This is a genomic window from Pseudomonas sp. TNT2022 ID1044, assembly GCF_028656895.1.
In the GTDB taxonomy this organism is placed as follows: domain Bacteria; phylum Pseudomonadota; class Gammaproteobacteria; order Pseudomonadales; family Pseudomonadaceae; genus Aquipseudomonas; species Aquipseudomonas reinekei.
This window is the reverse complement of record NZ_JAMDHB010000006.1, coordinates 390,599-410,307: the sequence shown is the minus strand read 5'-3', so window position 1 is coordinate 410,307 and position 19,709 is coordinate 390,599. Positions and strand designations below refer to the sequence as shown.

At 58.2% G+C, this 19,709-nt stretch carries 23 protein-coding genes; 9 read left to right on the top strand and 14 right to left on the bottom strand.

Annotation, left to right across the window (positions count from 1 at the left end; genetic code table 11):
• Positions 1 to 55 precede the first annotated feature (55 nt).
• Entirely contained in the window at positions 56 to 1,756 is a 1,701-nt protein-coding gene (locus M5G20_RS10215) for an anti-phage dCTP deaminase (RefSeq protein WP_273919034.1), read from the bottom strand.
• Between the two features lie 41 nt (positions 1,757 to 1,797).
• Positions 1,798 to 1,971 carry a hypothetical protein gene (locus M5G20_RS10210; RefSeq protein WP_273919033.1) on the bottom strand — a complete coding sequence of 58 codons (174 nt, stop codon included), beginning with the start codon at positions 1,969 to 1,971 and terminating at the stop codon, positions 1,798 to 1,800.
• 518 nt (positions 1,972 to 2,489) lie between these two features.
• Here M5G20_RS10210 and M5G20_RS10205 point away from each other — a divergent pair.
• On the top strand, positions 2,490 to 2,753 hold the full coding sequence (locus M5G20_RS10205; RefSeq protein WP_273919054.1) for a HigA family addiction module antitoxin: 264 nt from the start codon (positions 2,490 to 2,492) through the stop codon (positions 2,751 to 2,753).
• A gap of 10 nt (positions 2,754 to 2,763) precedes the next feature.
• Here M5G20_RS10205 and M5G20_RS10200 read toward each other — a convergent pair whose 3' ends face one another.
• Together M5G20_RS10200 and M5G20_RS10195 are read right to left on the bottom strand one after the other, a co-directional pair.
• Positions 2,764 to 3,291: a BRO-N domain-containing protein gene (locus tag M5G20_RS10200; RefSeq protein ID WP_273919032.1), complete on the bottom strand. Its 528-nt coding sequence runs from the start codon at positions 3,289 to 3,291 to the stop codon at positions 2,764 to 2,766.
• 411 nt (positions 3,292 to 3,702) lie between these two features.
• Positions 3,703 to 3,963, bottom strand: a complete 261-nt coding sequence (locus M5G20_RS10195; RefSeq protein WP_273919031.1) for an accessory factor UbiK family protein — start codon at positions 3,961 to 3,963, stop codon at positions 3,703 to 3,705.
• 420 nt (positions 3,964 to 4,383) lie between these two features.
• On the opposite strand from M5G20_RS10195, the gene glnK reads away from it, so the two are divergent.
• The 4 genes from glnK (at position 4,384) to sutA (ending at position 7,160) form a co-directional block, all read left to right on the top strand.
• A complete protein-coding gene (glnK, locus tag M5G20_RS10190; protein ID WP_002555808.1) occupies positions 4,384 to 4,722 on the top strand; it encodes a P-II family nitrogen regulator in 339 nt (112 codons plus the stop codon).
• 35 nt (positions 4,723 to 4,757) lie between these two features.
• Positions 4,758 to 6,095, top strand: a complete 1,338-nt coding sequence (locus M5G20_RS10185; protein ID WP_046818496.1) for an ammonium transporter — start codon at positions 4,758 to 4,760, stop codon at positions 6,093 to 6,095.
• A 214-nt stretch (positions 6,096 to 6,309) separates the two neighbouring features.
• A complete protein-coding gene (locus tag M5G20_RS10180) occupies positions 6,310 to 6,735 on the top strand; it encodes a secondary thiamine-phosphate synthase enzyme YjbQ (protein ID WP_075946468.1) in 426 nt (141 codons plus the stop codon).
• Positions 6,736 to 6,836: 101 nt separating this feature from the next.
• Positions 6,837 to 7,160 carry a transcriptional regulator SutA gene (gene sutA / locus M5G20_RS10175; RefSeq protein ID WP_150705529.1) on the top strand — a complete coding sequence of 108 codons (324 nt, stop codon included), beginning with the start codon at positions 6,837 to 6,839 and terminating at the stop codon, positions 7,158 to 7,160.
• 162 nt (positions 7,161 to 7,322) lie between these two features.
• On the opposite strand, the gene M5G20_RS10170 is transcribed toward sutA, so the two are convergent.
• The 6 genes from M5G20_RS10170 to lptM are packed head-to-tail and all read right to left on the bottom strand — an operon-like array spanning position 7,323 to position 11,941.
• Complete coding sequence (locus tag M5G20_RS10170) at positions 7,323 to 8,039, bottom strand: HAD family hydrolase (protein WP_273919030.1); 717 nt, start codon at positions 8,037 to 8,039, stop codon at positions 7,323 to 7,325.
• Complete coding sequence (gene xerC / locus M5G20_RS10165; RefSeq protein ID WP_273919029.1) at positions 8,036 to 8,935, bottom strand: tyrosine recombinase XerC; 900 nt, start codon at positions 8,933 to 8,935, stop codon at positions 8,036 to 8,038. Before xerC ends, M5G20_RS10170 begins: the two co-directional genes overlap by 4 nt.
• A gap of 2 nt (positions 8,936 to 8,937) precedes the next feature.
• On the bottom strand, positions 8,938 to 9,663 hold the full coding sequence (locus M5G20_RS10160) for a DUF484 family protein (protein ID WP_273919028.1): 726 nt from the start codon (positions 9,661 to 9,663) through the stop codon (positions 8,938 to 8,940).
• Between the two features lie 13 nt (positions 9,664 to 9,676).
• Positions 9,677 to 10,507: a diaminopimelate epimerase gene (dapF, locus tag M5G20_RS10155; protein WP_273919027.1), complete on the bottom strand. Its 831-nt coding sequence runs from the start codon at positions 10,505 to 10,507 to the stop codon at positions 9,677 to 9,679.
• A 3-nt stretch (positions 10,508 to 10,510) separates the two neighbouring features.
• Positions 10,511 to 11,758, bottom strand: a complete 1,248-nt coding sequence (gene lysA, locus M5G20_RS10150; protein ID WP_273919026.1) for a diaminopimelate decarboxylase — start codon at positions 11,756 to 11,758, stop codon at positions 10,511 to 10,513.
• A gap of 9 nt (positions 11,759 to 11,767) precedes the next feature.
• Entirely contained in the window at positions 11,768 to 11,941 is a 174-nt protein-coding gene (gene lptM / locus M5G20_RS10145) for an LPS translocon maturation chaperone LptM (protein WP_075946461.1), read from the bottom strand.
• 308 nt (positions 11,942 to 12,249) lie between these two features.
• Here lptM and cyaY point away from each other — a divergent pair, with 308 nt between their 5' ends.
• From cyaY to rnk, 3 genes are all read left to right on the top strand, one after another.
• Positions 12,250 to 12,582 carry an iron donor protein CyaY gene (gene cyaY / locus M5G20_RS10140; RefSeq protein ID WP_150734040.1) on the top strand — a complete coding sequence of 111 codons (333 nt, stop codon included), beginning with the start codon at positions 12,250 to 12,252 and terminating at the stop codon, positions 12,580 to 12,582.
• Between the two features lie 4 nt (positions 12,583 to 12,586).
• The gene (locus tag M5G20_RS10135) at positions 12,587 to 12,820 is read left to right on the top strand and encodes a DUF1289 domain-containing protein (protein ID WP_273919025.1); all 234 of its coding nucleotides are present in this window, start codon (positions 12,587 to 12,589) and stop codon (positions 12,818 to 12,820) included.
• Positions 12,821 to 12,978: 158 nt separating this feature from the next.
• Entirely contained in the window at positions 12,979 to 13,389 is a 411-nt protein-coding gene (gene rnk / locus M5G20_RS10130) for a nucleoside diphosphate kinase regulator (RefSeq protein ID WP_150734042.1), read from the top strand.
• A gap of 6 nt (positions 13,390 to 13,395) precedes the next feature.
• On the opposite strand, the gene M5G20_RS10125 is transcribed toward rnk, so the two are convergent.
• The 3 genes from M5G20_RS10125 to M5G20_RS10115 all read right to left on the bottom strand — a co-directional run bounded on the left by M5G20_RS10125 (position 13,396) and on the right by M5G20_RS10115 (position 17,292).
• Positions 13,396 to 16,242 (bottom strand): class I adenylate cyclase, encoded by a 2,847-nt coding sequence (locus M5G20_RS10125; protein WP_273919024.1) that lies wholly within the window; start codon positions 16,240 to 16,242, stop codon positions 13,396 to 13,398.
• A gap of 204 nt (positions 16,243 to 16,446) precedes the next feature.
• Positions 16,447 to 16,692 carry a TIGR02647 family protein gene (locus M5G20_RS10120; protein WP_273919023.1) on the bottom strand — a complete coding sequence of 82 codons (246 nt, stop codon included), beginning with the start codon at positions 16,690 to 16,692 and terminating at the stop codon, positions 16,447 to 16,449.
• Positions 16,693 to 17,007: 315 nt separating this feature from the next.
• A complete protein-coding gene (locus M5G20_RS10115) occupies positions 17,008 to 17,292 on the bottom strand; it encodes a hypothetical protein (RefSeq protein WP_075946455.1) in 285 nt (94 codons plus the stop codon).
• Positions 17,293 to 17,416: 124 nt separating this feature from the next.
• On the opposite strand from M5G20_RS10115, the gene M5G20_RS10110 reads away from it, so the two are divergent.
• Entirely contained in the window at positions 17,417 to 18,076 is a 660-nt protein-coding gene (locus M5G20_RS10110; RefSeq protein ID WP_273919022.1) for a glutathione S-transferase family protein, read from the top strand.
• A gap of 119 nt (positions 18,077 to 18,195) precedes the next feature.
• Here the strand turns inward: M5G20_RS10110 and argH are convergent, their stop codons facing one another.
• Positions 18,196 to 19,590, bottom strand: coding sequence for an argininosuccinate lyase (gene argH, locus M5G20_RS10105; RefSeq protein WP_273919021.1), 1,395 nt, complete (start codon positions 19,588 to 19,590; stop codon positions 18,196 to 18,198).
• Positions 19,591 to 19,709: the final 119 nt, after the last annotated feature.

Here is a 19,709-nt window from a genome sequence, read left to right as displayed (position 1 = left end):
TTTGGTTTAGGTCGATGTACTACACACCGACCTTCTCTTCGGGGTGTACTTAAATTCAAGCAGCTTTTGGTGGAGTTGGAGGCCATGGAGGCGGAGGAGGTAAGTCTGCTGCAGAAACTGTGCCTGCGGGTGGAGTGGGAGCTGCGGGCGGCGCAGGTGGGACAGGTGGTACTGGAGTAGTCGGAGGAGTAGAACTAGGGGGAGCAGACGATACTTTCGACATTAAATCCTGGACAACCTTACCTTCGATCGTTTGGTAAGGGTCAAGGTATTCAGTGCCAATATGTTGTGCGTCGATTTTTATTATATCGATAGCAAGACCACTACTGTCTTTTCTTTTTCCGCGCGCAATAAAGAAAGATGCATATTTGCTCGGTGATACACCCGCAAAGGTTTCGAATAAGGTTTTTCCTGGCAGGTTCGCATCTGTGGTTATTGCATCTTCATGCAAGTCTAGTGCTAAGCTTTTTTCGTATGGTTCAATGTATACAACGCGCTTTATTCCTGCGGCAATAATGTGACGGGCGCAGTTGTGGCAGGGAAATGTCGTTGTATAAAGAACGCAAGAGTCAGTGGAATTTCCCTGCGATCTGGCTAGTCCAAGTATCGCCTCCATTTCAGCATGGATTGCACGAGAGAATTCGATAATTGAGCCAGCTCTTGTTTCTTTTTGAATGAGTTTTGCTAGTTCTTCCTTGGTCTCATTTGTTACTGTGACTTTTGAGCTGACTATTTTGACAATGTCCTGAATAAGCAATGACTTATGGATGTCGTTATAGCACTTTCCTCCGTGATATATGCATCGTTGATCATTGGGTAAGTCTGATGTGTACAGTCCGCCGCCGAATTTCGGAACGTCATTCCAACCCAAAGAAATTACGTTGCCTTCTTTGTTGGCAATTGCGGCGCCAACTTGTCTGCTTAGACAGGCAGATTTTAACGATGCCGAGTAAGCAGCATACATTCCGGATTCGTCTTTCGTAGGAGTTACACCATTTTTTCCATGCACCAGTGCAACAAATCTTTGGCAAGGATCAAATAGATTGGATATGGAGTCTTGATTGTTTCTGATGAAATAATCTGCAAGCTGTACAGTTTTTTCTAGTTTTTGACCGTGCGTGGCATTCAACTCGTCCCTGTCGCGATCAATAAGATACTGAGCGTCGTGACCAGGAATTCTTTCTGTACGTGTTAAATAGTTAAATCTGACGTTTTGTGGGCTAAGAACGCCAATTAAATAAAATATATCGCCGTAAACAAGCTTGAAGAGTTCAACCTCTTCCGGGTGCTTAAGCTGATCAATTATGTAAACTGTTTTTGGTGGTTTGCTGGCATCGTTCTTTGACATAGCGATGTCACGTTTAGCTGCGACATTTGCCATAGACAAAGCTGCTAGTATTTGTGGGTCAAATTGTTCTCTTAGGTTGTTGCCAAGATCTTGCAGGGTGTTATATCTCTGTTTTCCGCTAGAGGGCTCAAGAGATAAATGCTTCAGATGGTCTGGTAGGCCGTGTTCGCGAAAATACGTTCTTATTATGTCACTGACTTTTATATGTTCAGTGGCATATCCGTATTCTTCAAATTGGGTCCGTGTTGTTCTAATAACATCTGCTAGGTTACAGCCAACAGGGCCACAAAATGCGATAATTATTTCATCGCTGCGTCGACCTTCTATCCGGTCTCTAATGCTACGAGTAGTAGTTGTAGTTGAGTGGCTATGGGATGGAGCTCTTTCCTTAGATGCAGGTGCTGACATTTTTCGCGCCCTTGAAGCACGAGCAAAAGCTTTACCTTTTGTTACCAGTCTACTTTTTGCGCTCGTGCCAGAATATTATTTATGGCTTTTTTGTATTCATTTTCGGCTTTTTTTTCTTTGAAAGTAGCGAAGCCGATAATGTTGGAGTTCTGATTGGTCTCAGTGCGGACCGATTTATCATTTTGATAAATGTTCGTGTCATCAGATCTCTTCATTTCCGTTTCCTTTCTCCAATTGATACGCGGAGTTTGACTTTCAAAATCGGTGCATTCTACAGCTACCAATCACAAAATCAACGTCTTTACAAGCCATAGGTTAGCTTGTGGTTGGACGGTGGCAAGCCACGATCAGAAAAAGAGGTCGCGCCGTCCAAAAAAACATTGCGGTTTCTGATGGTCGCAGTGGTTTAGAAAAGATGCACCTAGCCGGCGAAAACCGCTTGCTGCGGTTGACTCAAGCTATTTATCTGCAGCGGCCTGAAGGAAGCGGCGCTGACAGGTTGGAACGGTGCCGGCTAACCGAAGTACGCCAGTACGATACTGCGCTATCCACCCAGATTTAGGCTCTCGCTATCTTGTCTTCAAAGTGACCAGTCGAAAAGTCGGTACAAGACCTGCTTTTTGTAGGACCTTGCCGAGAAAGATGAGGGACGCTGGTGAAAACGTGTGGATGGTCTTGCCTGATTAAGGTGTCTGCTTATGATCGCGGTTCTATGCAGCGTTTGGAGGTAAAGATGAACCGAAATGGAATGCGGCCGATTCATCCTGGTGAAATTCTCAGCGAAGAGTTTCTGAAGCCGTTGGGCATCACAATCACCGCTTTGGCTCGCTCTATGACCGAGCCTGAGGCTGAGTTGATTGATGTTTTGGGTCGGCAGAGCGGTGTCGGCGCCGGACTGGCGGGCAAGCTATCTGTTCAACTGAACACCACGCCCGAGTTCTGGCTGAATCTGCAATCGACCTTCGATTTACGTCCAGCCCAGATCGAGCGTGGTTGAACCTCTGTGCTCAAAGCGTTTGCAGCATCCGCGAAGCTCGCTTCCACCATGGTGCATTGACCGCAGGCCTTGGCTTCTCATGATCAGGCAGCATATGCGGGACATCCTGCAACCGAATCCACGGCTGGTTATTCCAGTGCAGTAAACTCAAAGACATTTGCGGCCAATTGAGCAGGCTCAGTTGTGGGCGTTCGGTTGTGGTGGGGTGTTGGGCGTCACGCAGGGCGGGGACGACTTCGTGGGTGAGCCATTCGCGTAGCGCTCGGTATTCGGGGCAGTAGTGGTAGATGAGGAGGGCGTAGACGCCGGATTCGCTTATTAGCAGGGTGTTTTCGGTTTGGCCGTAGATGAGGGTTTTTGCGGTTTGGTGTTGGTCGGGGTCGAGTTTTCGGAGTTGGCGGTCGTTGAGGTGGATGCGCAGTAGGCGGCTCAGGTCGCGGGCGCTGAACCAGGGTTGGTTTTGGATGAGTAGGGCATGGAGGTGAAGTTTGTGGCGCGTGAAGACGTGTGGAATCAGGTAAGCATCATCTCGATTCATTGATACAGCTCCTCTTGCTTAAGGGCTGCCGGCAATTGTCGCCAAACAATTGGGTGGCAGTTGTACGCGGGTTGGCGAACCGGAGCAAAAGGAACCCGGCAGATCCGAAGATCTCCCACGCACAACCGCCATGACTTGCGTCGATAGTCGTTATGCTCCTTTAGCTTCCAGGTCGCCAAACCCGGTGCTGAACTTTCAGCAGGAGGTGAGCTTAGGAACCGGAGCATCGCGGCGCAATCGGACGGCGGATGAGAACTTTGTAGGACGTTGCCGGGATATTTGCGGGCTGTGGGATCAAAAGATCGCAGCCTTCGGCAGCTCCTAGAGGTGAAGCTGAAGGTCGTGCCGACCTTCAATCGCGAGCAGGCTCGCTCCCACAGTGGATTGGGTTTCTACAGTGGGATTCGTCCATTATTCGGTGGGTGGGTTCAGCTTCGCTTCCAGCTCTGCCACTTTCGACTCAAGCGCTTCCAGGCGTGCCCGGGTGCGCGCCAGCACGACCATCTGGCTGTCGAACTCTTCCCTGCTCACCAGATCCAGCTTGCTGAAGCCGCTCTGCAACAGCGCTTTGAACTGGCTTTCGATTTCGCTTTTCGGCAGGGGGGTGTCGCCGCTGAAGAGGCGGGAGGCGGTGCCGGTCAGGGCGTCGAGGAAGTCTTTGGGCGCGAGCATGGGAAGAGGTCCTGATAACAATGGCGGGCAGTGTATCACGCAGTGTCTATAGTCATTTTCGCAGGCAAGGAATGCACGCTTTTCGCGCATGCGGACGGACGGCATCGCACCGTTGTTGTGCGTATCGCGTCGGGTGTTGGAGTGAAGTGGTCGCCATCTGCAGGCAAAGGCTTGAAAACAGAGGATTTTGTGGACATGGCAAGGTTTCTGCTTAGACGCTAATGACCCATGCACTGATGCAGTCGCTGTGACGAATGCAGTGCGCCAGGCGAAACGGGGGAGTGTTTCGCAAGGAGCGGTTAACTGGCGTCGGACGGGCAGGTTAGAGCCGACGATGCGTTACAAAGCCAGGCACTGCGCTTAGACTTGAGACGGGTTTGTTTTCCTGGGGCAAGTCCACCAATTCGGGAGAGAGTTTTCATGAAGCTAGTCACTGCCATCATCAAGCCGTTCAAGTTGGACGACGTGCGCGAGTCGTTGTCCGAGATCGGCGTGCAGGGCATTACCGTTACTGAAGTCAAAGGCTTCGGTCGGCAGAAAGGTCACACCGAGCTGTATCGCGGCGCGGAGTACGTGGTCGATTTCCTGCCAAAGGTGAAGATTGATGTCGCCATTGACGACAAGGATCTCGACCGGGTTATCGAGGCGATAACCAAGGCCGCCAACACCGGCAAGATCGGTGACGGCAAGATCTTCGTGGTCAATCTGGAACAGGCGATTCGCATCCGTACCGGCGAAACCGATACCGACGCAATCTAAGCCGCCACAAACCCAACGCCCCAGGAGAAAACAATATGACTCTGCGTAAATTCGCAGGGCTAGGAGCCCTGTTGTCCATCGTAATGCCCAGCCTAGCTTTGGCGGCAGACGAAGTGGCGGCCCCAGTCCTCAACTCTGGCGATACCGCCTGGATGTTGACCTCGACAGCTCTCGTGCTGTTCATGACCATTCCCGGCCTCGCGCTGTTCTACGGCGGCATGGTTCGGTCGAAAAACATTCTTTCCGTGATGATGCAGTGCTTCGCCATTACCGGTCTGATCAGCGTCCTGTGGGTCATTTATGGCTACAGCATCGCGTTCGACACCACTGGCATGGAGCAGGGCGTCGTCAACTTCAACTCGTTCTTCGGTGGCATGGGCAAGGCGTTCCTCGCCGGTGTCACGCCATCGAGCCTGACCGGCCCGGCGGCGCTGTTCCCTGAGGCGGTGTTCATCACCTTCCAGATGACCTTCGCCATCATCACCCCGGCGCTGATCGTCGGTGCCTTCGCCGAGCGGATGAAATTCTCCGCGATGCTGATCTTCATGGGCATCTGGTTCACCCTGGTGTATGCGCCAATCGCTCACATGGTGTGGTCCGGTAACGGCGGCCTGATGTGGGACTGGGGCGTGCTCGACTTCGCTGGCGGCACCGTGGTGCACATCAACGCCGGTGTGGCCGGTCTGATTGCCTGCCTGGTACTGGGCAAGCGCAAAGGCTTCCCGACCACCCCGATGGCACCGCACAACCTCGGTTACACCCTGATGGGCGCCGCGATGCTGTGGGTTGGCTGGTTCGGTTTCAACGCCGGTTCCGCTGCTGCAGCCAACGGCACCGCCGGTATGGCGATGCTGGTGACCCAGATCGCTACCGCCGCTGCTGCACTGGGCTGGATGTTCGCCGAGTGGGTCACCCACGGTAAGCCAAGTGCACTGGGTATTGCTTCGGGTGTGGTCGCCGGTCTGGTCGCCATCACTCCAGCCGCGGGCACCGTTGGCCCGATGGGCGCACTGGTGATCGGTCTGGCTGCAGGCGTGGTGTGCTTCTTCTGCGCCACCACCCTGAAACGAAAACTCGGTTATGACGATTCCCTCGACGCTTTCGGCGTGCACGGTATCGGCGGTATCCTCGGCGCGATCCTGACCGGTGTGTTCGCTGCACCATCGCTGGGTGGCTTCGGCACCGTGACCGACATCGCCGCACAAGTCTGGATTCAGTGCAAAGGTGTGGGCTTTACCGTGATCTACACCGCGATCGTCACATTTATCATCCTCAAGGTCCTCGACGCCGTCATGGGCCTGCGGATCACCGAAGAAGAAGAGGCCGTCGGCATCGATCTGGCGCTTCACAACGAACGCGGCTACAACTTGTAAGCACGCGCATAAAAAACTTGCCCGGCTTGCCGGGCATTTTTTTGTCTGGAATTTGTCATTGGATGTGTGGCTGAAAGGTTTCTTCTGACAGCTTTGTGAACGTTTACGGCAGGCGTTTTTCTGCGGGCAATCGCTTACGCAATGGAAGGAATATTAGGGCCTTTGTTTTTTCCCAGAGCGCGCTAGAATGCGCCCCGAACGTGCGGAGAACTGTATGTGGCAACAGACTCTGATTACCCTGCGGGCGAGGCCCCGGGGCTTTCATCTGGTAACGGACGAGTTACTCGCCGGCTTGCCTGAACTCAAGGCGTGTCGGGTCGGTCTGTTGCATTTGTGGCTGCAGCATACCTCGGCGTCGTTGACCATCAACGAGAACGCCGATCCGGCGGTACGTCGCGACTTCGAACGATTTTTCAATCGTCTGATCCCACAAGGAACAGACGGCTATGAGCATAACGACGAAGGCCTGGACGACCTCCCGGCGCACTTCAAGGCCAGCGTGCTTGGTTGTCAGCTCAGTCTGCCGATTTCGGCAGGCCGACTGGCATTAGGGACCTGGCAAGGCGTTTATCTGGGCGAGCACCGTGATCATGGCGGTGCTCGTAAAGTCCTCGCCACCGTGCACGGTGATGGGGCATAGCCGCTGGTCAGCAGCGGCTGTTGATTTTTTTCCGGCAGCCTTCGACAGAGGGCAAAGCTGGGCTATAACTAATCTGCTTTTCGCAAGTCATGAGGTAGAACATGAGCGACGATGATCTGGAAAACGACGACCTCGAAGTAGGCGACGAAGACGAGGCCGAAGAAGGCCTGGAAGCAGCAGCGGAAGACGTTGCTGACGACGACGGCGGTGATGCGCCCGCGCCGACTGCCAAAGGCAAGGCCAAGGCTGCGGTATCGGTCGATGAACTGCCGAGTGTTGAAGCCAAGAACAAGGAACGCGATGCTCTCGCGCGGGCCATGGAAGAGTTTTTGGCCAAAGGTGGCAAGGTGCAGGAAGTGGAGGCCAATGTGGTCGCCGATCCGCCCAAGAAGCCTGACAACAAGTACGGCAGCCGGCCTATCTAAGGCTGCTCCGTGTTTGCTGAAAAAGCCCGCCGTCGCTGCGGGCTTTTTCATGGGTGTAACAAAATTCTTCGTAACCTTGTAGGAGCCGGTTTGCTGGCGATGGCGCCAGGTCAGGCAACATCGTTGTTGAATGATGAACCGTGATCGCCAGCAAGCCGGCTCCTACAGAGGTGATGCTGCGCTGGCATTCCAGAGCGCCAACAACGCCGGCAATTCGGTCAGGCTGCGAATTTCCGCATCCGGCGAACGGTCCGCCTCCCAAGCCTTGCCCGCCGGGTTGAACCAGATTGCCCGCAGCCCCGCTTGCTGCGCCCCGGCAATATCATCACCCGGATGATCACCGATATGCACCGCGGTCTCGGGTGTTGCACCACCACGCTGCAACGCCTCGTGAAACAGCCGCGCATCAGGTTTGGCGATGCCGATGTCTTCGGCGCACAGCGCAAACTTGAAGTAGTCCGCAAGGCCCAGTCGACGTACATCGGCGTTGCCGTTGGTGACCACGCCGAGGGCGTAATGGTTGGCGAGGATCTCCAGGGTCGGTTCGACTTCCGGAAACACCTCGATCTGGTGCCGAGCGTGCAGAAACACTTCGAAGCTCTTGTCCGCCAGGTCCGAGGCCTCGGCATGGGGGTAGCCGGACTCTTCCAATGCCTGGAACAGCACGCGCCGACGCAGGGCGCTGATGCGATGCTTGAGGCCCGGTTCGCTGCTCAGGATGCGCTCGCGAATGGCCCACAAATGCTCCACCGGCACCGCACCCAGAATGGGCGCGTGCTCGGTCAGCCATTCACGCAAAACGGTTTCGGCGCTGACGATCACCGGGGCGGTGTCCCACAGGGTGTCGTCGAGGTCGAAGGTGATCAACTGAATGCTCATGAATCGTCGCCTTTGATGCGTTTGGCCCGTGGATGGGCGCTGTCATAGACCGTGGCCAGATGCTGGAAGTCCAGGTGGGTATAGATCTGCGTGGTCTTGATGTCGGAATGGCCGAGCAATTCCTGCACCGCCCGCAGGTCCTGGGAGGACTCCAGCAAATGGCTGGCGAAGGAGTGACGCAGCATATGCGGGTGCAGGTTCTGCCCCAGTTCGCGTTCACCGGCGGCTTTAACCCGTACCTGAATCGCCCTAGGCCCGAGGCGCCGGCCTTGCTGACTGACAAGCACCGCATCGTCGGCCGGATTGGCCAGCGCCCGCAGCGGCAACCATTGCTCCAACGCTTCGCGGGCCTTTTTTCCTACCGGCAACAGTCGGGTCTTGCTGCCTTTGCCGAGCACCTGGACCATGCCGTCTGCAAGGTCGAGTTGATCAAGGTTGAGGCCGGTCAACTCCGAAAGCCGCAGTCCAGAGGAATAGAACAGTTCCAGAATCGCTTGATCGCGACGAGCGAGAAAATCATCCTCCACGCCACCCTCAAGCAGTTGCAGCGCGCGGTCGGTGTCGAGGGTTTTCGGCAGGCGTCGTTCGCCCTTGGGCGGTGCCAGGCCGTTGGCCGGATCGTGGTCGCACAGGCCTTCGCGGTTCAGGTAGTGATAGAGCCCGCGAACTGCCGACAACAGCCGCGCCAGACTGCGCGAGGATTGGCCTTGGGCATGCAGGCGGGCAATCAGGCTGCGCAGGCGCTGAATGTCCAGTGCCGCCCAACTGCCGATGTTCTGTTTGACGCACCAGCCCAGGACTTTATCGAGGTCACGGCGGTAGGCCGACAGCGTGTGCGGCGACACCTGCCGCTCACTGCGCAGGTGTTCGCAGTAAGCGTCCAGTTGCCGTTCCATGTTCAGCGTACCGAGCGCAGGGAGCTATTGACCCGTGGCAGCACGCGGCCCATGACTTCGGCGATGTAGCTCAGGAACAAGGTGCCCACCGAGCTTTTGTAATGCTGCGGATCACGGCTGGCGATGGCCAGGATGCCGTGGATGCCTTGATGGCTGATGGCGACGACGGCCGTGGAGCCAATCTGTTTGCGTTGTTCTTCGCCGAACAAAAAGTCCAGCTCATGTTCACGCAGGCTGCCACTGACGCTTTTGTCTTCCAGCAACAGGCCGCCGATGGCCACTTGTGCCTCGGCGTGGGTGACCCAGCGGCCCACCGGCATGGCGTTGTCGCCCAGCAGGATGAGGCTGACGAAGGGCACCTGGAAATCCTGACGCAGGCTGTCTTCCACGCAGATCACCACGTCTTCCAGGCTGGTGGCATCCATCAGCGCGAGAATCAGGCGGCGGGTCTTGTCGAAGAGGCGATCGTTGTCGCGGGCCACGTCCATCAAGTGCGACAGACGGTGACGCAGTTCGATGTTGCGGTCGCGCAGGATGGTCATCTGCCGCTCTACCAGCGAAACGGTGTCGCCGCGCCGGTGGGGAATGCGCATTGCCGGCAGTAGTTCTTCGTATTCGACGAAGAAGTCCGGGTGAGCCTCCAGGTACGCGGCAATTGCCGCCGCTTCCAGGCTCTCGGACGGAGATTCGTCGGACTGTCGGGCTGGTACCTGTGGCTTATCGGTCATGGCTTTGGCTCACTCAAAGACGTACTTGTCCTTCGTATACGCGGACTGCCGGGCCGGTCATCAGCACCGGTTGGCCAGGGCCTGCCCACTCAATGGACAGACGCCCGCCAGGCAGGTCGATCAACAACGGCGAATCCATCCACCCCTGACTGATCGCGGCTACTGCCGCGGCACAAGCGCCGGTGCCGCAGGCCTGGGTTTCCCCGGCACCGCGTTCCCAGACGCGCAACTGCGCGCGGCCCCGGTCGATGACCTGGAGAAAACCGACGTTGACCCGTGCCGGGAAGCGTGGGTGATGTTCGATTTTCGGCCCCAGTTCATGCACCGGTGCGTTGTTGATATCGCTGACCCGCAGCACCGCATGGGGATTGCCCATGGACACCGCGGCCAGCTCGACCGGCGTGCCGTCGACTTCAACCTGATAGCTCAGCGCCTGTTCAGGCGCCTGGAACGGAATATCCGCCGGCACCAGGCGCGGGGCGCCCATGTTCACGCCGATCTGGCCGTCGCTACGAACGTCCAGTTCGATGATGCCGCCTTTGGTCTCGACGCGAATCTGCCGCTTTGCGGTCAGGCGCTTGTCGAGGACGAAGCGGGCGAAACAGCGCGCACCGTTGCCGCATTGTTCCACTTCGGACCCATCGGAATTGAAGATCCGATAGCGAAAATCCACATCCGGGTTGCTCGGCGCTTCGACGATCAGCAATTGATCGAAACCGATGCCGGTGTGCCGATCGCCCCATTGCTTGGCATGCTTGGGCAGAATATGCGCGTGCTGGCTGACCAGGTCGAGGACCATGAAGTCATTGCCCAGGCCGTGCATTTTGGTAAAACGCAGCAGCATGGCTTACTCCGGCAGCAGGCTTTCGCCAGCAAACAACTCGGCTACCGTCTCACGGCGACGCACTTCAAATGCCTGATCACCGTCCACCAACACTTCAGCGGCACGGCCGCGGGTGTTGTAGTTGGAACTCATGACAAACCCATAGGCGCCAGCCGAATGTACGGCCAGCAGGTCGCCTTCTTCCAGGGCCAGTTCACGCTCCTTGGCCAGGAAGTCGCCGGTTTCGCAGATCGGGCCGACGATGTCGTAGGCGCGGGCAGCGGCGTTACGCGGGCGCACGGCGGTGACGTCCATCCAGGCTTGATACAGCGCCGGGCGGATCAAGTCGTTCATGGCCGCATCGACGATGGCGAAGTCTTTGTGCTCGGTGTGCTTGAGGTACTCGACCTGGGTCAGCAGTACGCCGGCGTTGGCGACGATGAAGCGGCCCGGCTCGAACACCAGCGCCAGGTCACGACCGTCGAGACGCTCGCGCACGGCCTTGATGTAGTCGGCAGCCAGTGGCGGCTCCTCGTCCTTGTATCGCACGCCCAGGCCACCACCGAGATCGATGTGGCGCAGGTAAATGCCACAATCGCCGAGGCGGTCGACCAGGCCCAGCAGGCGGTCGAGGGCGTCGATGAACGGCGGCAGGGTGGTCAGTTGCGAACCGATGTGGCAGTCGACGCCGACCACTTCCAGGTTCGGCAACTGCGCGGCACGCACGTACACGTCTTCGGCGTCGGCGATGGCGATACCGAACTTGTTCTCTTTGAGGCCGGTGGAAATATACGGGTGGGTGCCGGCATCGACGTCCGGGTTCACGCGCAGCGAAATCGGCGCGCGAACGTTCAGCTCGGCGGCAACCACTTGCAGGCGTTCCAGTTCGTCGGTGGATTCGACGTTGAAGCAGTGCACGCCGACTTCCAGGGCGCGACGCATGTCGTCACGGGTCTTGCCGACGCCGGAGAACACGATCTTGTCGGCGCTGCCGCCAGCGGCCAGAACGCGTTCCAGCTCACCGCGGGAAACGATGTCGAAACCGGCGCCCAAACGCGCCAGGACATTCAGTACGCCCAGGTTGGAGTTGGCCTTTACCGCAAAGCACACCAGGTGCGGCATGCCGGCCAGCGCATCGGCGTAAGCCAGGTATTGAGCTTCGATGTGTGCGCGCGAGTAAACGTAGGTCGGTGTACCAAAGCGATCAGCGATAGCAGACAGGGCAACACCTTCCGCGAACAGTTCACCGTCACGGTAGTTAAAAGCGTCCATGATGTTCCCTTATTGGTAGACGTCGTGCTTGTGTGCCTTGGACGGCTGCTTTTGCGAGGACTGTGCCTGCTCTGCAGGGTCCTGGCTGTCGTCCGGCAGGTACAACGGGCCTTTTTGACCACAGGCCGACACGAGACAGGCGACCGCGAGGAGCGCGGCAAGGGAAGAGATCAGGCGCTTCATGGCGAAATCCTTGAAAATGCATTAATTGCGCCGGAGTATACCGGCCACCCGGCAGCTTGCCTATGCGATGGGGCTCCCGTCCGGCGGGGCTTGGCCGCAAGCACATCGAACCCGGTGGGGGCGGGCTTGCCCGCGATAGCGGAGGTTCAGTCGACATTGATGTTGAATTTGCCGGCCCTATCGCGGGCAAGCCCGCTCCCACAGGGTGAAGTATCAGGGCCCCTTGGTCGTTATCCTTTGCAATCGACAGGGCTCGCCCGTATCTTGCGGCGCTTGAGCCTGATCAGACATTTTTTGAGGTTGCCGCAATGAGTTTGTCCGAAGCCCGTTTCCACGATCTGGTCGACGAAACCCAGGAAAAACTGGAAGACATCTTTGACGAAAGCGATCTGGATATCGATCTGGAGAGCTCGGCCGGTGTGCTGACCGTCAAGTTCGAGAACGGCACCCAGTTGATCTTCAGTCGCCAGGAGCCGCTGCGTCAGCTGTGGCTGGCGGCCGTATCCGGTGGTTTCCACTTCGATTACGACGAAGAAAGCGAGCGCTGGATGTGCGACAAGAGCGAAGAGCAACTGGGCGAAATGCTTGAGCGCATCGTCAAGCAGCAGGCCGGTGCCGAATTCGATTTCGAAGGCCTGTGAGATCGTGACCCAGCCTGCACCTGTGCGCCCGCCCAAACCGCTCTACAGCAATGTCAGTCCTGCGGTGCCGTCGCCGTGCAGCGGTGTGTGTCGCCTGGATGAGCAAAAAGTCTGCCTGGGCTGCTTTCGCCATGTCGAAGACATCCGCGAATGGCGCTCGGCCGATGACGAGCGCCGGCGGGTGATTTGCGCCCAGGCTTCGAATCGCAAGGCAGCCACCCCTCTGCAGGCGCTGTAGCCTTCGACCGCTCCTGCGCCGCCGGGTGGCGACTTGTATATTTTTTGAGCTGTGATAGTGTCCGGCTACGCCTCAACCCATCGAGGCTTGTGAAAACCCCGCCTTCTTCTGGCGGGGTTTTGCTTTTTTCGCGCAGAAGAAAGGAGTCTGCCCTGATCATGACCGCACCTTCCATCACCCTTACCCGTCTGGACGTTCAGCGTCTGGAGCGTCTGATCGACAGCCTGGATGACACGCTGCCGGGCGTTATCGCGCTGCAAACCGAACTGGATCGCGCCGATACGCTGGTCGGCCACGATGAAGTGCCCGCCGATGTCGTGACCATGAATTCCCGTGTGCACTGCCGCGAAGAAAGCAGTGGCAAGGATTACCACCTGACGCTGGTGTACCCCAAGGATGCCAATGCCGATGAAGGCAAAATTTCCATTCTGGCGCCGGTCGGCAGTGCCCTGCTGGGCCTGAAGGTCGGTCAGCATATCGATTGGCCGGCCCCGGGCGGCAAGACGCTGAAGCTGACCTTGCTGGAAGTCGAATCGCAGCCAGCCCTCGGTGGCCACTTCCCCGAATGACGCCCGTCAGACCTGCTCGAGCGCTGCGTTCAATGCACGCTCCAGGTCAGCCTTGTAGCGCAAATATAGATTGCTTGAACCCTGAACATCACCGAGCAGGCCAGACAGGTCCAGGTCGGTGATGTAGCAGCGGTAACGTTCGGTTTCGCGGCGCTGCTCGACAATCTCCCGGGCGACCACGCTGAACAGTTGGTCGCCGTGCTCCAGCTCTGAAAACTCCCGTTGATTGCAATACAGCGTGACCTGCACCTCGCCCGGTGCGGCTTTGCCGACGATCGCCTGTACGTCGTAGAACGGCTTGTTGACCGGGGTTTGCGGTGCCGGCCGGGCCTCGACCCGGCGCGCTCGGCCTGGACCGCCTGGCAGTAGTTGGTAATACAGGATGTGCGGATTTTTCGGGTGCGCCGAATCCATCGGCAGCGCCGCGTCACGCCGGTATTGAATCGACAGCAGAAACCGTTGCAACGGCACCAGCAGGCTCTGCTCGTCATGCCAGGGCAAGCGCTGATGCCACATGGCATTGAGTTCATCGAGGACGTACAGATCGGCCAGGCCTTCGCTCACCCGATAGAACACTTGAATGCTGTCAGGCTGACCCATGGGCAGCAACAGTGACAGGTCGTGATCTTCCAGCGCCATCGGGTCCAGGTGCAGCGGGCTGTAACCGGACTGTTCCTGAGCCAGGTACTCGAACAGGGCCGGCAGCGAGGTAAGGGCTGCATGTTTGACCTGGCCAGGCACCAGCTCAAGCACGTGGTAATGCTGCTGGACCTGGATCAGGTAGCGCAGATTGAGTTGGCTCAGCAGCAGGTTCTGCGCGGTGTCGAGAATGTCTTCGACGCGCTGGGCGATGAACTGCGCGCGGTTGTGGCAGAAACAACGCACGCGTAACTTCGGTTGCAGCGGGCCGTCCGGCAGGTTGTTGAGGTAATCACGCAGGCAGTCGAGCAGGGCGTGGGGGCCGTCGTAGCGGCTGACCAGCACTTCGTTCCAGCTGTTGAGCGTGACCTGGTCGAGGGTCATCACCAGGTTTTCCCGGACCCCGGCATAGCTCAGTGAGTCGGTACGCTCGGTGGTCATCAGGATGTTCAAGTCGCGGTGATGCTTGAGCGGGTCGACACCGACGTTCACCAGAATCAGCACTTCGCTCGGCACGCTGGCGCGCAGTAAGGGCTCCTCGGCAACGGTCGGCAGCGGCAAAGGAATGCTTTGTTGCAAGCTGCCGAGCAGATTGAACAGCTCGAATTCGCTCAAGTCGCTGCTGCCGGGGTGCAAGGCCAGGCGCGTGCTGCTGTCGATCACGCCGTTGCGATGGCACCAGGTGAGCAATTCGAGCAGATGCCGGCTGCGCTTGATCGGCGCGAAATGCTCCCATTCAAGGGCAGTCAGGCTGCCGTTGTACAAGCCCCATTGGCTTTGCCCGGATTCCTTTTTGTCGGGCGAGTGCACCAGGGTCAGAGTGTCTTCGGCCAGGTCCGGGGCGATGCCCGGATTGATGAACTCGACCTTGTCGGCTTTGCGCTCGAACGCCGCATACAGGCGGCGCCCCAGCACACTGAGATCGCGTTTGTTGATCAGGCTGACGGTTTGTTCGTTGCGGGCAAACTGGGTCAGGAAGCGGTAGCTGTAATTCAGCTCGTTGACCAGCGCGCGGCGCTCCGAACTGACTTGCCGGACTTTCCACTGGCTGCGACTGTCGAGCAGGGCCAGTTGTCGCTGGTCCCACTTCCATTCATGGGCCAGGCGTTCAAGCAGCGAACGTTGCCAGCTCTGGGTGCGGCCGCCGCTTCCGGTCAGCTTGCGATTGACCTTCAGGTACAGCGCGCGCCGCACCAGTTCCAGGCGTTCCGGTTCATTTCGGGCAATGAGGTACTCTTCGATGCGCCGGTAAACCACGACGTACGGGTCCAGTTCATCGAGGTCGAGCTGATTGGCGAACACCGCTTGTTTGAAGCGCAGGCTCAAGCACTGGACCCTGGGGTGTTCGCTGGCGTAGACCTCGGTCAGCAGCAGTTTGAGCACTGATTTGTACGGCGACTCAATGCCCTTGAACAGCTGCCAAAGGCCGGCGCCGACGAATTCGCCGGGTGGAATAAACGCCAGGTGCCCCAGGTCCAGGCTTTCGTCGGCGCGAATGAAACGCTTGGACAGCAGCGTGTGGGTGTAGCGGTCGTAACTCGATTCTTCGTAGACCGGCACCAGCCACCAGATCGGTGTGCGTCCCGCCAGCCAGATCGCAGTGCGATAGAACTCGTCGAGCAGCAGGTAGTGCTGGGTTGTGCCGCAGTTTTCCGAACTCAGCTGATTGTCGCGCTCGCCCCGAACGAAACGAGCCGGATCAATCAGGAAGAAGTGCGCCTCGGCGCCCTGGTTGGCAGCCCAGGCTTCAAGCAGCTGGCATTTCTTGCGCAGCTCGGCGAGCTCGCTTTCGGTCAAGTCCGGGCTGTGGCACACCCACATGTCCATATCGCTCTGATCGGCCTGGGCCAGGGTGCCGAGGCTGCCCATCAGAAACAGGCCGTGAATCGGCCGTGGCGGATTGCTGCCGTGGCGCGGCTTGTAGGAAAACGAGCGGGTCAGGCGCTGGGCTTCGGCCAGGACATTGGTGTCCGGCTCGAAATTCGACACACCGGCCGGCGTGTTGCCCGAAACGTAACCCGGCAACAGCGGATGATTGACGTGGAAGAACAACGGCAAAAGGCTCAACACCGCCTGCTGGCGCGTGGACAGACCTTCAAAGGCGCGGGCCAGACGGCCCTCATTGAGCTTGAGAAAACGTGCGCGCAGCTGGTTGAGAACCTTTCGGTCGATTCCCTCGTCCAGATCGGGGCGGATTTCATGGGTGCGGGTCATGTCAGCTCAAACCGGCTCGCAGGGCTCGGATGTGGGGCTCTCGGGTGAGGGGCAGTTTAGCGCCTCGGCCTCGGGATTTTTAAGCTGATTTTGTTTTTTGACGTCAGATTTCTATCGCTTGGTGACAGCGCTCAACAGTCGCGGCTGACCGGGCTGGCCCGCGGAAATCCCGTGGCAGGGGTTCCCGTGGGCGAAGGCGTGTAATCAGGCTGTTTCCTGGACGCTCAGGATGGTCAGCAGGGTTTGTACGTTTTGCGCGGCATCGCGACCCAGGCTGGTCAGGTAACCGCCATCGGGCTGGTCGATCAGTTCTTTTTCATGCAGGCGTTTGGCAGCGGCAATGTGTTTCGGGGCAGCGGTCTGATGAATTTTCAAACCTTCCTGGGAACTGTCCAGGTTGAAGAGTGCGAGGACTTCCAGTTCGGCAACCAACTCAGGGGTAAGCGACATAAGGACTCCAGACTTTCTAGGAATTGGACGACAGCGCTCCTAAGGTGAACCCGCTTGTGCGGCATGTCCAGTGCTCGCGACAGGGTTTTTTCGCCTTTGGCAGCATTCCCCGTCGGGCCGTGTGGCAGCGGGGTGTTTGCAGTGTAGTCAGGTGCCGGGGGGCGGCAGGCAGGATTGGCAACAAAATGTGTGGAGCAGCATTTGTGTGGCGAGTGAGCTTGCTCGCGCTCGACTGCGAACTCGTCGCAACGCTTTGGGACCGCTTCGCGATCCAGCGGGAGCAAGCTCACTCGCCACACAAACTGATGTCGATGCTTATTTCTTTTCCGGCGGCAACTCTGGCAAGGCCCGCAATGCGGCTTCATACCATTCAGTGTTGAACGCGCGGTCTTCTTCGAGGATCGCGTCGATTTCCACTGCTAGAACGTGAGCCATGAGATTGAGGATTTCTTCTCGCTCGTAACCTACCAGGGTCAGCTTGTTGAACGTTGCCTTGGCCGCTGGCGGGTTGTCGCTTTCGATCTGGTTTTCGATGGCTTCGACCAGCGTATTTTCGGCGAACTCTTCTTCGTCGGCGTCGATATCGGTTGGCTCGCTCATGGCAGGCTCCTTGGGGAAAGGTGGCCAGTTTACCCGTATTCAGGCGCGTGATGCTGCTGGCAAGAAACCACAGAGCGATCTATAAAAGGGCACTGCCCACCCCGCACGGCCTGGAGGCTATGTGATGCTCAAGCTTTATGGATTCGCCGTCAGCAACTACTACAACATGGTCAAACTGGCACTGCTGGAAAAAGGCCTGCCGTTCGAAGAAGTGCCGTTTTACGCCGGGCAAACCCCGCAAGCGCTTACCATCAGCCCGCGTGGCAAAGTACCGGTGCTAGGCGTCGAGCAGGGTTTCATCAATGAAACCAGTGTGATTCTCGAATACATCGAGCAAAGCCAGAAAGGCACGCCACTGCTGCCAAGTGAACCTTTCGAGCGGGCGCAGGTGCTGGCGTTGGCCAAGGAGATCGAGTTGTATATCGAACTGCCGGGCCGGGCTTGCTATGCCGAGGCATTTTTCGGCATGACAGTGCCTGATGCGATCAAGGAAAAGACCAAGGCCGAATTGTTGCTAGGCATCGCTTCCCTGGGCAGGCACGGCAAATTCAGCCCCTATGTGGCGGGCGACCGTTTGAGTGTGGCGGATTTGTATTTCCTGTACAGCGTGCCGTTGGCTTGCGGGGTCGCCAAGAAGTTGTTCGACATCGATTTGCTTGCCGAGCTGCCGGCGGCCAAGGCGCTGTTGCAGCGGCTGGAGCAGAATCCGAATGTGCAAAGGATTGCGGCTGACAAGGAAGCGGCCATGCCGGCGTTTATGGCGATGATCGCGGCCAAGAAGTAGGTTTGTAGCGCTCTTAAGGCCACGTTCGCGAGCAGGCTCGCTCCCACATTCGATCACATTCTTTCTGAAAGAACCCGGTCAATTGTGGGAGCGAGCCTGCTCGCGAAGCTTTTGGCGATCTAGCGGCTGGCGATCAGCGCCTGGCCACGCACTACAGCTGCCTTCACCTGCGCCGGCGCAGTGCCGCCGATGTGGTTACGCGCATTGACCGAGCCTTCCAGGGTCAGCACGGCAAACACGTCCTGATCGATCTGGTCGCTGAACTTGCGCAGCTCTTCCAGGCTCATCTCCGCCAGGTCCTTGCCGCTTTCCACGCCGTATTTCACGGCATGACCGACGATTTCGTGGCAATCACGGAACGGCAGGCCACGACGCACCAGGTAGTCGGCCAGGTCAGTGGCAGTGGAGAAGCCGCGCAGTGCCGCTTCACGCATCATCGCGTGCTTGGGCTTGATCGCCGGGATCATGTCGGCGAAGGCGCGCAACGAGTCGCGCAGGGTATCGGCGGCGTCGAACAACGGTTCCTTGTCTTCCTGGTTGTCCTTGTTGTAGGCCAGCGGCTGGCCTTTCATCAGGGTCAGCAGGCCCATCAGCGCGCCGAACACACGGCCGGTCTTGCCACGCACCAGCTCCGGCACGTCCGGGTTTTTCTTTTGCGGCATGATCGAGCTGCCGGTGCAGAAACGGTCTGGCAGATCGATGAACTGGAACTGCGCGCTGGTCCACAGCACCAGCTCTTCGGAGAAACGTGACAGGTGCATCATCGCAATGCTGGCGGCCGAGCAGAACTCGATGGCGAAATCGCGATCGGACACGTTGTCCAGCGAGTTGCCGCCGACGGCGTCGAAGCCCAGCAGTTGCGCGGTGTATTCGCGGTCGATCGGGTAGGTGGTGCCGGCCAGCGCGGCGCTGCCCAGAGGCATGCGATTGGTGCGCTTGCGGCAGTCCACCAGGCGCTCATAGTCGCGGCTGAGCATTTCGAACCAGGCCAGCATGTGGTGCCCGAAGGTCACCGGCTGGGCAGTTTGCAGGTGAGTGAAGCCGGGCATGATGCTGCCGGCTTCGCGTTCGGCCTGTTCCAGCAAGCCTTTCTGCAAACGGGTGATTTCGCCGAGGATCAGGTCGATCTCGTCGCGCAGCCACAGGCGGATGTCAGTGGCGACCTGGTCGTTGCGGCTGCGGCCGGTGTGCAGCTTTTTACCGGTCACGCCGATGCGGTCGGTCAGACGCGCCTCGATGTTCATGTGCACGTCTTCGAGGTCGACGCGCCAGTCGAACTGGCCGGCCTCGATTTCACCCTGGATGGTCTTCAGGCCATCGGTGATGCTGTCGCGCTCGGCATCGGTCAGCACGCCGACCTTGGCCAACATGGTGGCGTGGGCGATCGAGCCCATGATGTCGTGGCGATACAGGCGCTGGTCGAAAGTGACGGAGGCGGTGAAGCGGGCGACGAAGGCGTCGACGGGTTCACTGAAGCGGCCGCCCCAGGACTGATTGGTCTTGTCAGTGCTCATGAATTCGCTCGTATCGGCTGAAGAAAGATGGCGTTGAAAGCTGGCGCGGATAATAACAGGGTTGCCAATCGTGTCGGTGACACTGGTCGACTGGTTTTTCATGTCGTGAGTCGTGCCAG